The following is a 15,179-nucleotide window of genomic DNA, read 5'->3' on the forward strand; positions in this document are numbered from 1 at the left end:
TCAATTTTATGCAATTGTTATTTTGATATATCAATTTCATAATAAAAATCAACAGTATTAAAAAACAGTATTCATGAACAAAAGAAAGTACCTTAAAAGTTTTTTTAAAATCATTTCAAGGTACCCTCTTCTATTTATTTAAACTTTTTAAGCCTTAGATAATACATTAGTCTCTTATATAACTGTACTATATATAAAACTAATAACATAATCTGTAGTACAATAGCAGTTATTGATACACCATAACCACTAGATAGATTACTTACTTCAACATATAATAAATATATAAAGATTACCACTAACAAAAATAATATAAATACGTTCATAAACAAAATTGATTTTACTTTATTTAGTTTATCAAAATCGCTATATAATTTAGGAGGTACATCTTCATATTCTTTAGACCATACATACCATGAAGATGTACCCATAAAACTGCCAATACTCCTAAAAACAAGATTCCAACCTTTTGATTTATGTTCATTAAAATAATTATTCTCTGCATCATAGTAGTAATCAACAGTGTATTTTATTTTTCTTGGACTTCCTTTATAAAAGTAAAATATTCCACCAAGTTTATTTATCTTATATAAATTATATCCTTTAATTTCCATATCCTCTAACCATTTCTCTATCTTATCAGGTGAGCCATACCAGTCAAATTTAAACCTTGTTTTCTTTTTCATAATACTCACTCTCCAAAATGATATTTTTAAATATCTTAAAAAATCTATTTAAATAATTATATCATTTTGATATTAATTTTAGGTTACAATCAGATATCTATAAGCTTATTTAAATAGCAGTAAACTAATAGCCATAACACCCATGCCTGCAATTAAACCATAAATGGATAAATGATGTTCACCATACTCTCTAGCTGATGGCAATAGTTCATCAAGCGATATAAATACCATGATTCCCCCTACAATTGCAAATATAATTCCAAGAGTTATATCATTTAAGAAATTTCTAAGAAGTGCATATCCAATAATTGCTCCTAATGGTTCAGACATACCAGATAAAAAAGAATAATAAAAAGCTTTCTTCTTATCTCCTGTAGCATAATAAACTGGTACAGATACGGATATACCTTCTGGTATATTGTGTATAGCAATTGCAATAGCTATTGGTATAGCTATCGTAACATCGTCAAGAGCTGATATAAATGTAGCTAAACCTTCTGGAAAATTATGAATTGCTATAGCCATTGCTGTAAATATACCTGTTCTCAAAAGAGATTTATTTCTTTTGATATTTTGTTCCTCTATATTTTCCATCTTCTTTATCTCATGTGGATTTTCTTCTTGAGGTATTAACTTATCAATAATTGCAATGATAGCCATCCCTGCAAAAAAAGCTATTACAGTTGACCAGCTTCCCATTTTCTCTCCCATAGACTTTGTCAAAGCATCTTGTGCTTTAGGAAAAATTTCTATCATAGACACATAAATCATAACACCAGCAGAAAATCCTAAACTTATAGAAAGAAACTTCGTGTTAGTTTTTTTAGCAAAAAAGGCTATACAACTACCTATACCTGTAGACAAACCTGCCAATAATGTTATCAAAAATGCAAACACTACATTATTCAAATAAATCACCTTCTTTTTATTTGATATTGATTATCATTTTCTTTTATCCTATCATATATATTTTATATAGTCAATCCTTATAAAAATTATAGACAATAAAAAAGCAGAGATATAAACTTAGTCTCTGCTTTTTCCTTATAGTATATTAAATTTATTTATTTAAAAAATCCACTGCATATTGAACATATAAAGCAGTTCCAATCTCTAACGCATCCTCATCTATATTAAAACATCCATGATGGTGAGGGTAACAAGCACCTTTTGACTCATTTCTAGCTCCTACAAAGGCTAGCGCACCAGGTGCAATATTCATAAATTCAGCCAAATCTTCTGCTCCTGTTACTTTTTCAAACATTGTTATACATTCTTCTCCAAATAGCTTAATTGCTGCATCAGTTGCTATCTTTGAGCATTCTTTGTCATTTATAACTGCTGGAGTTAGATATCCATATTCTAATTCAGCTTCTGCTCTATATGCTCCTGCTGTAGATTTTGCTATACGTTCTAGAATTGAAGGAATTTGTTTTCTAAGTTCTGGATTAAATAGTCTTATTGTACCTTCTAAGATAGCTTCACTTGCTATTACATTAAATCTAGTTCCAGAATTTAAAACTCCAACACTTACAACTAATGGCTCTAAAGGACTTACTTCTCTACTAACCATAGATTGTAAATTCATAACTATTGCTGAACTTGCAAGTACTGCATCAACACCTTGATGAGGAAGTGAGCCATGACCACCCTTACCTTTTACAGTGATTTTAAAGAAGTCAGCAGAAGCCATTCTTGGTCCTTCTTCTACTGATATAGTTCCAGATTCCACATCAGTCCAAAGATGTATCCCAAATACGCTATCTACACCTTCCATCGCACCATCTTTAATCATAGCTCTTGCACCTTTACCAACTTCTTCTCCTGGTTGAAAAAATAATTTTACAGTTCCATTAATACTATCTTTAATATCATTTAGTACTTTCGCTGCTCCTAAAAGCATTGATGTATGACCATCATGACCACAAGCATGCATAAGCCCTTCATTTTTCGATTTATATTCTACATCAGTACATTCAACAACTTGTAGAGCATCCATATCACCTCTAAGTGCTACAGTCTTTCCTGGCTTAGCTCCTTTTATAGTTGCAATTACACCTGTGCCTCCAGCGGATACATATGGCACTCCAATTTTATCAAGTTCTTCTTTGATTCTCTTTGATGTTCTAACTTCTTCCATACTCTTCTCAGGATTTTCATGAAATTCCCTTCTAAGCTTAATCACATAGTCTTTATAACTCTTTGTTATTTCTTTAATATCCATTCCAGACCTCCAGGTAGTACATATTCTTCTTCTTTAAAATATTTTTTATCATTATCAGTTAAATATTAGATTAGATTTACAAATATACCTGCTATTACTACAGAAGCTATTGTAACTGTAGTGAATCCTCCAACAAGCATCTTTGGAAGCATCTTATCCATTAAAAATTCTTTTTCTTCTGGTGTTTCAGCTAAAGCTTTTACTGCTTCTTCAGTTAATATATAGTTAGGTGGGAAACCATAAAGTGCTGTAAGTGAAACTGAAAAAGCCATTTCTTTACTTTCGCCTAAAAGCTTACCTGCTATAATAGAGAATATCCCCATACCTATTACACCAAATATTATAATTCCTACAAGAGGAACTGCCATTTCAGCAAGCATTGCTGGTGTAGCCTTTGCTAAACCTGCAAATATAAAAGCCATCAATGATGTCATTAACCATCCAAATGAACCAGATTTGTTAAGAGGTTTTCTATCAACTATTCCAAGTTCTGATGCTATTACACCAAATATTAAACATATAACATATCTAGATACAACTTCATGTGTAAGATTTGTAAATTGTACTGCTAACCATGCTACCAATCCTAATCTAAGTATTATCATATATGTTGTATCATACTTTTCAGGTAAATCTGGAATTATCTTAAATCTACTTTTTTGTTCAGGTACATTCTCAGTTTTTTCTTCAACTTTACTTGCAGTTACTTTTCCACTTCTAAAATCTGATAAAAGTCTTTTTCCTTCTTTTTTAAGCATCAATGCTGTAATCGGATAACCTGCAAATCCTTGTGCAACATACATTAAAATTGCAAGTACTGCCAAACTTGCAAGACCTTTTGCTGTAGCAGCATCTGCCATCATTATAGATGCAACTAGTCCTCCAGTAAGAGGAGGTGTAGCTATTACTGCTGTATCCCATCCAAATACCACTGTACCTAATGCTAAAGCGCCTACACATATGCCTACTATTCCTGCTAAAGCTATTACGATTGTTTTCCATTGACCTGCTAATTCCTTAATACTCATCATAGTTCCCATATGTGTTATTAATAAAAGCATTCCCAATTGGGCTAATGGTGTTCCTAAAGCAGCTAAATCTACTATATTTTCTGGGAAAAAAGTCCAAAATCCTACTATAAATATAATTGCTGATACAAAAACTGATGGAACAAAAGCTTTAGTTTTTGCTGAAACTACATCTCCTATCGTCAGTGACACTAAAACCAGACAAAAAGCTGTTATTGCCTCCATACAAAATCCCCCCTCATAATAAATATATTTGTATACAATGTATGTATAGTTATCCATTATTTTACTACTTTTGAAAAACATTTCAAGTCAAAATTCGATTTTTTTCATAAAATTCTATAAATTCTATAAATTAAAGTTAGCTTTCTAAATTATTCTTTTTAGAAAAACGTTATCCCAACTAATGGCTATTTATCACTATTCTTATAAATAGAATTAATTGTAATTTGCAAAAAATAAAACATAGAATACATTTTTTCATAAAACAAGTCATTAATATAAGATGAATTTGATTTATGAACCTTAATATATTCTATGTTTATAAATTTAGTGTATATGTTAGTTATGGTATAAAATTTATACACTAGTTATTGTGTAATCTACTATATACCCCATTTTTGTTTACTAACTCTTCATGAGTACCTCTTTCTTCAATTCCTTTATCTGTCAATACTATGATTTCATCAGCATTTTTTATAGTAGTTAATCTATGTGCGACAACTAAATTTGTTCTATCTTTGCTTAATTCTTCTAAAGACTCTTGAATTTCCCTTTCTGTTACATTGTCTAACGCAGATGTAGCCTCATCCAATATTATTATTGGAGGATTCTTTAAAAATATTCTCGAGATTGATATTCTTTGTTTTTGTCCACCTGATAATTTTACTCCTCTTTCACCTATATAAGTATCATATCCATCTGGTAAAGTCTCTACAAAGTCATGTATTCTCGCCTTTTTAGCTGCTGCTATCATTTCTTCATCTGTAGCATTAGGATTTCCACAAAGAATATTATCTCTTATAGTTCCTGTAAATAAAAATACATCTTGTTGAACTATACCTATATTTTTTCTCAATGATTTTAAACTAACATCTTTTATACTCTTTCCATCAATTTTTATATCACCCTCATCAAATTCATAAAACCTTGGTAATAGATTGCATAATGTAGTCTTTCCTCCTCCAGAAGGTCCAACTAATGCTATCGTCTTACCAGCTTTTATAGATAAACTCAAATTATTTAATACTTGAGTCTTATCTTCGTATGTGAAAGATATATTTTCTATCTCAATATTACCTTTTACATTTTCAAGCTCAACAGGATTTTTAGCTTCTTTTTGATGGTCTTGTTCCATTATTTCTATGAATCGTTTAAAACCTGTCATACCATTTTGATATTGCTCTGTAAAGTTTATCAATTTTTTCATAGGCTGTATAAACATTTTTACATATAGTATATAAGCAGCAAAATCACCCAATGTAATTTTTCCAAGATAAGTAAAGTAACCACCAGCTATGACAACTACCCACTCTAAAATATCCATGTATAAGTTCATCCCAGAATAATATTCTGCCATTACTTTATAAGAATCTTGTCTTGCTCTTCTAAATAACTTATTACTTCTTACAAACTTATTTAATTCTTCTTTTTCAGTACAAAAAGACTTAGTTACTTTCATACCTGCTATACTATTTTCTAAGGTAGCATTCACATCACCTATAGTAACTCTACTCTTCATAAAAGCAACATTCATCTTATCTTTTTTAGCTATTGCAAACCAAATTATAAATGGTAATATAGCAAATATTATGAGAGTAAGAGGAATATTTATATCTATAAGTATAAAGAATGAACCCACTAACATTACTATAGAAATGAATAAATCTTCAGGCCCATGATGCGCAAGTTCTGTTATATCCATTAGGTCATTTACTATTCTAGACATAGTTACCCCAGATTTGTTATTATCAAAATACGTATTTGGAAGTCTCTGCAAATGTGTAAATACTTCATTTCTCATATCAGCTTGCATATCTACACCTATAACATGCCCCCAATACTGCATAAAATAGTTAAGCCCTGCTTTTGCTATAAATATAAGTATAAGTACTACTGCAAAAACTACTAACATTCTTAAATTTTTATTTGGAACAATATCATCCATTATATTTCTAGTTATCATAGGATAAACTAAATCACATAAGGAAAATAAAAAAGCTGCTATAAGGTCTAGTGTGAAAATTTTCTTATACGGCTTATAATATTTTATAAATTGTTTTATCATAAGTATTAAATCCCTCCTCCATTGATACTTCTAAAAAATACCCATAAATTAGTATAACATAACAACAATTTTAAATCTTTTATAAATTTACAATATAAATCAATATTTTTCATAAAATTGAATACTTATATTATTAACTCTACCTTTAAAACAATATAAAAGAGCTATATCTCTATAAATAAATTCTTACAAAGACACAACTCTATATTTAATACTAAATATTTTTTTATAAATACAAAACTATTTCAGAGCATCCAATATTTTCTTATCTAAGGCAGCTGTATTTATACCTGTTATGTATGCTGTTGCTTTTATCGCAGGTATATCATAAGTTGTTGGCAATATAGTAGTAGATACTATTAAGTCAGCTCCTTCTTGTTTTGTTGCACATTCAGCAATTTTACATTGTATAACTTCTGCTTGTATGTTATTTTCTTTAATTAATCTTTCTACCCTATCACAAACTACTGTTGATGTCGCAATTCCTGCCCCACATGCTACTAATATCTTTTTCATATTTTTTCCTCCTACGATTTCTTTGATATTTTATAATTCAAAATACGATTGATAAATTTCTCATATCTTTATTTATATAAATAATTATACCATTTTATATCAAAAGAGTATCTTAAAATTATTCTTTTAATATGTTTTTTATTTCAGTATCATTTATACTTAAAATCTCATTTTTTATACAATACTCTATGTAATTTGATATATTTTTATAGTCATTTAAATCAAATTGTTTAATATTTAAATCATATTCTATATCACTAACAATTCCTATTAAATCAGACCTATTTGATAAAATATCCTTATATTTATTCTCTCTAGTTATCTCCAATCTTCTAAACCTATAATTTTTATATCCTTCTATAATAATTAAGTCCATATCTCTATACAACTGAATCATTTCATATAATGGATTATTATCTTTTAGTTCTTCAATATATGCCACTCGTTTATCTGATATTATACATACCTTTTTAGCACCAGATTTTCTATGTTTGTAAGTATCTTTACCCTCTTCATCAATATCAAAATCATGACATGTATGCTTAATAACCCCAACATTATACCCTTCTTTATTTAATTCTTTTATTATACCTTCAATTAATGTAGTTTTGCCTACTCCAGAATAGGATACAACTGACAATATATTATACATAAAATTTACTTCCTTTCATAAAACTATCTAATAACAACATCTACTAACTGATTTTCTTTTATAGTTTCTTCCTTTTTTATTTTTATCATACAATTACTTCTCAATGTTGCTGACAATCTAGCTTTAGCATCCTTCTTATCATTTAACCTTACATATAATTTACCTTCACTTGTATATAATTTACCACTTACAAATCTATCCTTATTTGAAAGTTTATTAAATTCCCCCTTAAATATAGCTTTTATATAATGCTCCCTTTTCTTATATGTCAAATACTCAATCACAGGAACTACCACATTATCAAATACCACAATTGCTGCATGTGGATTTCCAGAAAGTCCAAATAGTAGTTTTTCTCCCAATGTAGCTACATAACAAGCTCCTCCAGGTTTAATGTTTATTTTCCAAAATAACTCTTGTGCACCTATTTTTCTAAATACATCTGGAATTAAATCCTTATCTCCAACAGACACACCACCTGTTGTAATTAAAAAATCTACCTTTTTCAACATATTCTTTACTATTTTTTCTAACTCTAATATATCATCAGAACAATTACATATTGTATCTGCCTGTATACCAAGCTTTATGAGTTTCGAATATAATGTATATCTATTACTATCGTATATCTTACCATCCTCTAAAGGCTCGTTTATATCTTGTAATTCTGTTCCTGTATTCAAGATTCCGACTTTTAAATCATCATACACTGTTACTGTAGATATTCCAAGACTTGCTAGCACTCCTAAGCCATCATACCCTATATTCTGATTTTTATTAATAATCAATTGCCCCTTTTTTATATCCTCACCCTTGAATATGTAATTATCATATTCCTTTAACTTTACATTTAAAATTATCATATCATCTACAACAGTTACATCTTCTTTTTTTACTACACAGTTTGCACCCCTTGGTATTTTACCACCAGTCATTATCTTCACTGCTTCATTTTTATTTAATACACTTTCAAATACTTCTCCTGCATATAAAGTCCCTATAATCTTTAAGTTTCTATTTTCAGAATTTGCATTATATGCATAACCATCGTATGGTGACCTATCAAATGGAGGGCTATCAATTGTTGAATATATATCTTCTGCAACTACCTTATTTACTGCATCTATAAGATTTACTCTCTTCACCCTACTTATTGGTACAACATTTTCTTCAATAATTTTTATGGCATCTGCTAATTCTATCATTTTAAATACTCCCCAATATATTTTTTATTTAAAACATTTCAATGTAGTATGTTATAGATTGAAAAATTTAGAAATAATTTTATCTTATATTTAATTATAACCAATTGTTATCTATAAGTGCAGTTCAAATTTAATAAAGCTTATAAAATAATTTCTAACTAATATTCAATAAATTTTATAAATCTTATAAAAAAACTGTTTCCAGCTAGAAATTTACTTCTATCTTGAAACAGCCTTGTATGCTTTAGAATCCATTATTCTATTAAAGCTCCTTTTATTATTTTTACAATTTTATCACTTTCAATAGTTTTTATAGATTTTATTTTGTTATCCACAATACTTATTGTAAGCACTTCATTTTTTAATAATTTATTGTCTTCTTTTAATCTATAACTTTTAACTACTTTGTTACCTTCATGATTATATGCTGTTAGCTCATAATTTGCCTCTCCAACAACTTCATTTATTCTAGACTCATCAACTCCAATATACTCTCCTAAGTCAATCTTTCTAAAATTTTCTAGTGACACAGCTGATTTTTCATGGTCGCTTTTTTCAATCATAATACTGGCATTAGCATCAATATCAATAGTACTTTGTGATGAAAACGAGTTTGTTTCAACATTGACAACTTTATTTTTATTAATATCAATGTATAAAGCACTTCCATCTAATTCATTATTTCCAGTATATTTAGGGTAAACTAATGTCATATAACTTGATGTATTTATATCTTGCATTGTATCTGATTCTTTTAAATATTTAGGTTTTATATAATAAATTGTGTTATAAGGTATTCCCATATTTTTTATAACAAACTTATAATCCTTACTCATAATTTCATTAACATCATTTTGAACTTTTGTCATAGTTTTTTGTTGTGTTGCTTTATTTGCTACTTGGTTTTTCTCTTTAGTGGTTTCTTTATGACATCCAACAAGTACAATACCTAAAATAGTTACACAAACTAATGACTTTTTTAACTTCATAAATCAATCCTCCTTTCTCAAATTTTATAATATTTATCTATATCTCGATGTACGATTATCTCTTTTTTCAATAATTATATTTATTGTATTATAAAATAATTATATAATATTTATTTGAATTTAATAAGATTAAGAAGCTCTTTGTAATTTTTCTGTAATAAAATATATTTTAAAGTTGAATTTTGAAAATTCAATTTACGATATTTTAAAGGTAAATATCCTTATAACATTATACCAAATTATTCCTAAACAATCAAAAACTCCATGAATATTTTAAGGTTTTCTATTTTAAAAATCACCTTTGACTATTAATTTATCAAATATGTTATAATAGTTTTAGATAATTTAAGGAGGATTAAATAATGGATTTTAAACAACTTGAAGTATTTGTTGCTGTTGCAAAACATCAAAGTTTTTCAAAAGCTGCAAGAGAACTTTTTTTAACTCAACCTACTGTAAGTGCACATATACAAAATTTAGAGAGAGAGTTAGAAACTGTACTTATAAATAGAAGTAACAAAGTGATTACACTCACAAAATCTGGTGAAATTCTTTATGAACATGCTATATATATATTAAACAACTGTAAACGTGCAATTTATGATATAAAAGAATATTCAGGAAAAATAGAAGGTATTATAGATATTGCATGTAGTTCTATACCTGAAACCTATATTTTACCTGATTTTATGAAGAGTTTTTCCATGAGTTACCCAGACGTAAAATTTTCCATAAGCCATTATGATTCTCAATATGCTATATCAGAAATTTTAAATGAAAGAATAAGCTTTGGATTGGTTGGTTCTAAAGTTAACAATCCTCAAATAGAATACCTAGACTTATTAGATGATGAGCTTGTTCTTATCACTCCTTCAGATTTTAAAATTGATAATAAAGATAATAAAATTGATATAGAAGAATTGGCTTACTTAAATTTTATTATGAGAAAAGAAGGCTCTGGTACTAGAAATTTAATACTAAACACACTTAGCAAAAATAACTTTCCTGTAAATAAATTAAATATAATAGCCCATGTGGAATCAAATGAAGCTATTAAAGAAATGGTTAGACTGGGTCTTGGTGTCTCTTTTATATCTTATATATCAGCTATTGATTATCTAAATGCAGGTAAAATTAAATGTTATAAAATAAAAAATGTTGATTTTACTAGAAAATTTTTCTTTATTTATTCTAAAAAGAAAACTTTTTCTCCATTGGAAGATAAATTCTTAAACAGATTATGTGAGTACTTTGAAATCATAATATAATAATTATAATATAAGATACTTAATTCTATACTATATAACTAATGAATAAAATAATTGTAATTGTCACATGAATAGTCATAAATTACTATATAAAAATTTTCTTTCTAGTTAATTTAGTAAAAAAAAGCCCTCGTTCAAATGAACTTGGGATTTTTTTAATACTTTAGAAATCATATCCTTAATTCTGCTTATACTATTCCAATAGCAGCTAGCACTATACAAATAATTATAACAGAAATTAATATTGTAGTTGTCTTGACTTTTTTTCCTAATAACCAATACATAATACCAAATATCATAGCTGGAAGCATACATGGCATTATTTGGTCTAAATAAGTTTGAATGGGCTCTGCCCACTCTCCACTACCTACATTAACACTGAGCTTTAACATTACATTAGAGGCAGTCATTCCTCCAATTACCATAAGCCCTAACATTGAAGCTGCTTCCATAACTTTTGAAACTATATTTGAACCACTTACATCTTTAAAAAATTGAGTTCCATACTTAAATCCTTTATCTAAACATATATAACGAATTATAAAATGAGGAATGTTTATTATTAAAAGAAATAGAATTGGTCCCATTATATTTCCCTGTGAAGCTAAAGCTATACCAACTCCAGCTGCTATAAGCTTCAATGTCCCCCAGAAAAATGAATCTCCTATTCCAGAAATTGGTCCCATTAAACTTGACTTAACAGCATTTATACTATTTGCATCAAACTCTTCATTTTTTGCATTTTCTTCTTCCATAGCTCCAGATATACCTACCAAAAGAGTACTTATATGAGGAGTAACTGACATGAATTCAAGGTGTCTTTTTAAAGCCTTCGATTTTTTTTCTTTATCATCTTTATATACTCTACGAATTATTGGTGCCATCATATATGCATATGCTATATTTTGCATACGTTCATAGTTCCAAGATGAATCTAATGTTAAAGACCTTCTAAAACATTTCCAAAAGTCTTTCCTCGTTATTTTACTGTCTGGTGAAATTGTCTCCAATTTCTTAGAATTCGTTGTCATCTACTACTACCTCCTTCTCTCCTACAAAGTTAACATATATTAAAGCTATTGCTAATCCAAATAATGCAACTCCTGTTACTGTTATATTTAGATAAGCAACCAATATAAATCCTAATAATAAAAATGCTACTGTTTTCTTATTAAGCATCATTCTAGCTAACATAGCAAAACCTATTGCTGGTATAACACCTGCTGCAACATCCATTCCATGAGTTACATATGATGGTATAAATGAAAGTATTTTTTCTATTACTGGAACACCTAATGAGAATCCTATACCTACTATTATTGCTAATATTAATTTATTTCCTATACCAAATAATAATTGCACACGCTCTACACCTTCAATATTACCCTCTTCTGCATAACGGTCAGCAATATGAGCTCCCCATGTAAGTACTACTGTCATTAAGAAGTTGTCTATAAGCAATACTAAAGTCGCTATAGGAACTGCAAGTACAACTGCTGCTGACACATCCTGACCAGTTAATATTACAAATGCTGTGGCAATAATAGAACCAGATACAAAGTCAGGAGGGTTACTTGCTCCAACTGGAAATGCACCCATAAATACTAGCTCCAATGTTGAACCTATTACTATACCTGTATGTAGATTACCTAGTGCTAAACCAACAAGTGGCGCAACAACTATCGGTCTATTATGCATTGTAGAACCTACAAAACAATGCATATATGCAAAGAATGCAATTAGAGTTATCAGAATAACTTGTGTAAATTCCATTTTCATCCCCCTAAAATTATATTAATTTCATTACATTTGTAGCATCATCATCAGGAACCAATTGTACAAATACATTTACGCCTTCTGAATCTAATTCTTTAATCATATTTATATCCTCTTTTGATACATGCACTGCTTTAGATATATTTTCACGATTATCATCTGATTTTGTTCCACCAAGGTTTATAGATTTAATGGCTTTTACTTCTTTGGCTAGCTTATAAACATCTTCTACAGATTCACAAAGTATCAATAAATTGTATTTATCAGTAACTCCTGAATTGAGTGCTTTTATAGAATCTTCTATATTCTTCATTACAAGTTTAACATTAGATGGTTTTGCCATTCTAAGTCCTGCCATTCTTAATTCATCCTTTAATAGCTCATCACTTGCTATCAATATGCAATCTGTACTTAAAAATTTTGTCCATGTAAATGCTACTTGCCCATGTATAAGTCTGTGGTCTACTCTTACTAATTTAATCATTATATTTCCTCCCTAATTTTTTTTATTTCATCCATGAATGTTTTCACGTGTTCTACACTAACATCTCCAAAATCCTTGTAATTATCTTTAAAGTAACTTCCTATTATTGCCATATCTCCTAATTCAAGTTGTTTTTTTGCATTTTCTAAAGTAACTCCAGCAGCTATAACTAATGGGAAATCCCCTAAGTTTTTACGGAATAACTCTATCTTTTCCATTGATGTTTCTTGTCCTGTAGCATTCTCTGTAACTGCTATGGCATCACATCTTGTCATACCTATTTTTAAATCTTCTTCAACTGTTTTTTCCGATAATACTGGTTGATATTTAAATCGAACTCCTCCAATTAAATAAGCTGGACACTTTGAACGTTGTAATTTAAAAAATTCTTCTAATGTTGCCTCGTCTCTAGGTTTAACATGGCCTACTACAGAATCAACTTGTATATAATTTGCATTGTATTTTGTTGCCAGTTCAAATCCCATAGTATCAACATTTAAGCAGTTTACTCCATATGGGATTGACAAATCAGCGTTTGATACATACTCAAGTATTCTTTCTAAATCATAGTAATTGCCATAGTAGTTTTCTAACATTATTCCATCTACACCATTTTCCTCTAAGATTGTGATTTCTTTTTTAGCTCTTTCAAAGATATCTTCTGGAGTATCTCCTTTTAAATGTATCATTGCTATAATCGGCTTCTTATTTTTAAATACTGATAATATTCCCTTTTTTTCCATAAACTAAAATACCTCTTCTTCTTCTTTAATTTGTAATGTCACACTTTGTATTCCCATTCTAGATTCTTTCATTAATTCTTCTACATCTTTAGTTGTCAATTTATCAGAAAATCTTGTAAGAAGTTCTAATACCATATTCAAGTTCATTCCAGAGAATAAATTAACATTATGTAAGTTAGTTAATCTCAACATTGCAGTGCATACACTCGCACCATATAAATCAGATAAAATTATGTATTCACATTCTTTATCTTCTAATATTATTTTTTCTAATTCTAAGGCAAAATCTGAAGCACTTTGGCCAGGATACAAACTATATGAACTAACACAATTTGCTAAATCTCCTACTATCATTTTTACTGAATCTAAAAGACCCTTTGAAAATTCTCCATGAGATGCTAATATTATTTTTCTCATATCTGTCCTCCTACTAAATATAGACTATATTTCTGCTGATACTGCATATTTATACTTGTCACTTCTTATAAATTGTTCATTATAATATAAAACATCATTATTCTCTGTATACACTGATTGTCTTACTTTCAATAATGGCATATTACTTGCACACTTAAGATGGTTGGAATATTCTTTGTTTGAATGTTTTACTTCAAATATATTTTCTACACGCTTAGGTAATGTACTTATATTATTAGATATAACTTCCATTAAAGATTTATCTTCTAATTCTTCTTTTAATAAAAACATATAATCTATCCTAAAATAATCAACTTCAAAGATAACAGGTACTTCATCTATTAATCGAAGTCTTTTAATACATATTACCTTCTCTTCTAACTCAATACTTAAAGCCTCAGCAACTTGTTTATCAGCTTTTTTTATTAAAACAGATATTATTTGTGTACTTGGTTTTGCATTAATACGATGACAAGAATTAGTAAAACTGTTTCCTGCACATGTAGCTTCTATTCTCTCTGGTATCGTTACATACGTTCCTTTACCACGTTTTTTACACAGTATATCTTCTTTCACAAGTTCATTCAGTGCATTTCTCACAGTTATACGACTTATATTAAATTCTTTGCATAAGTCTCCTTCAGATGGAAGTTTATCTCCTGGCTTATATATACCAGATGCTATTTGTTTTTTTATGTTGTCATACAGCTGTTGATATAAAGGAACAAATGAATTTACTTCTAAATCCATCTCTTTTCTTTGTTTCTTTTCATCCATTTTGTTCACCTCCCTATGTAACATTTTTATAACATTATATAACAAGTTCTTTATTACATATTATAACAAGATGAAATCGTTGTCAATTTATTTTATTATTTTACAAAAAAATAAGACCATTGTATAA

The 15,179-nt window shown here is 28.6% G+C and carries 16 protein-coding genes; 1 reads left to right on the forward strand and 15 read right to left on the reverse strand.

All coding sequences use genetic code 11. The annotated features are described in order from the left end of the window. Window positions 1–134: 134 nt before the first annotated feature. The 9 genes from KGF38_RS06475 to KGF38_RS06515 form a co-directional block, all read right to left on the reverse strand. The gene (locus tag KGF38_RS06475) at window positions 135–686 is read right to left on the reverse strand and encodes a DUF2812 domain-containing protein (RefSeq protein WP_054269636.1); all 552 of its coding nucleotides are present in this window, start codon (window positions 684–686) and stop codon (window positions 135–137) included. A 105-nt stretch (window positions 687–791) separates the two neighbouring features. After that, a complete protein-coding gene (zupT, locus tag KGF38_RS06480) occupies window positions 792–1,595 on the reverse strand; it encodes a zinc transporter ZupT (protein ID WP_054269635.1) in 804 nt (267 codons plus the stop codon). 151 nt (window positions 1,596–1,746) lie between these two features. Beyond that, entirely contained in the window at window positions 1,747–2,910 is a 1,164-nt protein-coding gene (locus tag KGF38_RS06485; RefSeq protein ID WP_054269634.1) for a M20 family metallopeptidase, read from the reverse strand. A gap of 65 nt (window positions 2,911–2,975) precedes the next feature. Then, window positions 2,976–4,163, reverse strand: coding sequence for a hypothetical protein (locus tag KGF38_RS06490; RefSeq protein ID WP_054269633.1), 1,188 nt, complete (start codon window positions 4,161–4,163; stop codon window positions 2,976–2,978). Between the two features lie 361 nt (window positions 4,164–4,524). After that, complete coding sequence (locus KGF38_RS06495; protein ID WP_054269632.1) at window positions 4,525–6,225, reverse strand: ABC transporter ATP-binding protein; 1,701 nt, start codon at window positions 6,223–6,225, stop codon at window positions 4,525–4,527. Between the two features lie 240 nt (window positions 6,226–6,465). Beyond that, window positions 6,466–6,741 carry a PTS sugar transporter subunit IIB gene (locus KGF38_RS06500; RefSeq protein ID WP_021383888.1) on the reverse strand — a complete coding sequence of 92 codons (276 nt, stop codon included), beginning with the start codon at window positions 6,739–6,741 and terminating at the stop codon, window positions 6,466–6,468. A gap of 118 nt (window positions 6,742–6,859) precedes the next feature. Further along, window positions 6,860–7,393 carry a molybdopterin-guanine dinucleotide biosynthesis protein B gene (mobB, locus tag KGF38_RS06505; RefSeq protein WP_054269631.1) on the reverse strand — a complete coding sequence of 178 codons (534 nt, stop codon included), beginning with the start codon at window positions 7,391–7,393 and terminating at the stop codon, window positions 6,860–6,862. A gap of 23 nt (window positions 7,394–7,416) precedes the next feature. Then, window positions 7,417–8,598, reverse strand: a complete 1,182-nt coding sequence (locus KGF38_RS06510; RefSeq protein WP_074178838.1) for a molybdopterin molybdotransferase MoeA — start codon at window positions 8,596–8,598, stop codon at window positions 7,417–7,419. Window positions 8,599–8,852: 254 nt separating this feature from the next. Continuing rightward, window positions 8,853–9,587: a hypothetical protein gene (locus KGF38_RS06515; RefSeq protein WP_074178837.1), complete on the reverse strand. Its 735-nt coding sequence runs from the start codon at window positions 9,585–9,587 to the stop codon at window positions 8,853–8,855. A gap of 362 nt (window positions 9,588–9,949) precedes the next feature. Between KGF38_RS06515 and KGF38_RS06520 the strand changes: the two genes are divergently transcribed. Continuing rightward, on the forward strand, window positions 9,950–10,855 hold the full coding sequence (locus tag KGF38_RS06520; protein WP_054269628.1) for a selenium metabolism-associated LysR family transcriptional regulator: 906 nt from the start codon (window positions 9,950–9,952) through the stop codon (window positions 10,853–10,855). Window positions 10,856–11,043: 188 nt separating this feature from the next. Here the strand turns inward: KGF38_RS06520 and KGF38_RS06525 are convergent, their stop codons facing one another. The 6 genes from KGF38_RS06525 to KGF38_RS06550 are packed head-to-tail and all read right to left on the reverse strand — an operon-like array spanning window position 11,044 to window position 15,052. After that, window positions 11,044–11,886 carry a PTS system mannose/fructose/sorbose family transporter subunit IID gene (locus KGF38_RS06525; RefSeq protein WP_054269627.1) on the reverse strand — a complete coding sequence of 281 codons (843 nt, stop codon included), beginning with the start codon at window positions 11,884–11,886 and terminating at the stop codon, window positions 11,044–11,046. Then, the gene (locus KGF38_RS06530; protein ID WP_054269626.1) at window positions 11,870–12,628 is read right to left on the reverse strand and encodes a PTS mannose/fructose/sorbose/N-acetylgalactosamine transporter subunit IIC; all 759 of its coding nucleotides are present in this window, start codon (window positions 12,626–12,628) and stop codon (window positions 11,870–11,872) included. Before KGF38_RS06530 ends, KGF38_RS06525 begins: the two co-directional genes overlap by 17 nt. 16 nt (window positions 12,629–12,644) lie before the next feature. After that, window positions 12,645–13,115: a PTS sugar transporter subunit IIB gene (locus KGF38_RS06535; protein WP_054269625.1), complete on the reverse strand. Its 471-nt coding sequence runs from the start codon at window positions 13,113–13,115 to the stop codon at window positions 12,645–12,647. Beyond that, a complete protein-coding gene (locus KGF38_RS06540) occupies window positions 13,115–13,858 on the reverse strand; it encodes a BtpA/SgcQ family protein (RefSeq protein WP_054269624.1) in 744 nt (247 codons plus the stop codon). The genes KGF38_RS06535 and KGF38_RS06540 overlap by 1 nt, the downstream gene beginning before the upstream one ends. A gap of 3 nt (window positions 13,859–13,861) precedes the next feature. After that, window positions 13,862–14,275: a PTS mannose transporter subunit IIC gene (locus KGF38_RS06545; protein WP_227832268.1), complete on the reverse strand. Its 414-nt coding sequence runs from the start codon at window positions 14,273–14,275 to the stop codon at window positions 13,862–13,864. Between the two features lie 24 nt (window positions 14,276–14,299). Then, on the reverse strand, window positions 14,300–15,052 hold the full coding sequence (locus KGF38_RS06550; protein ID WP_054269622.1) for a GntR family transcriptional regulator: 753 nt from the start codon (window positions 15,050–15,052) through the stop codon (window positions 14,300–14,302). Between the last annotated feature and the right edge of the window lie 127 nt (window positions 15,053–15,179).

It is taken from the genome of Clostridioides sp. ZZV14-6387, assembly GCF_020657835.1.
GTDB classification, from domain to species: Bacteria; Bacillota; Clostridia; order Peptostreptococcales; family Peptostreptococcaceae; genus Clostridioides; species Clostridioides difficile_A.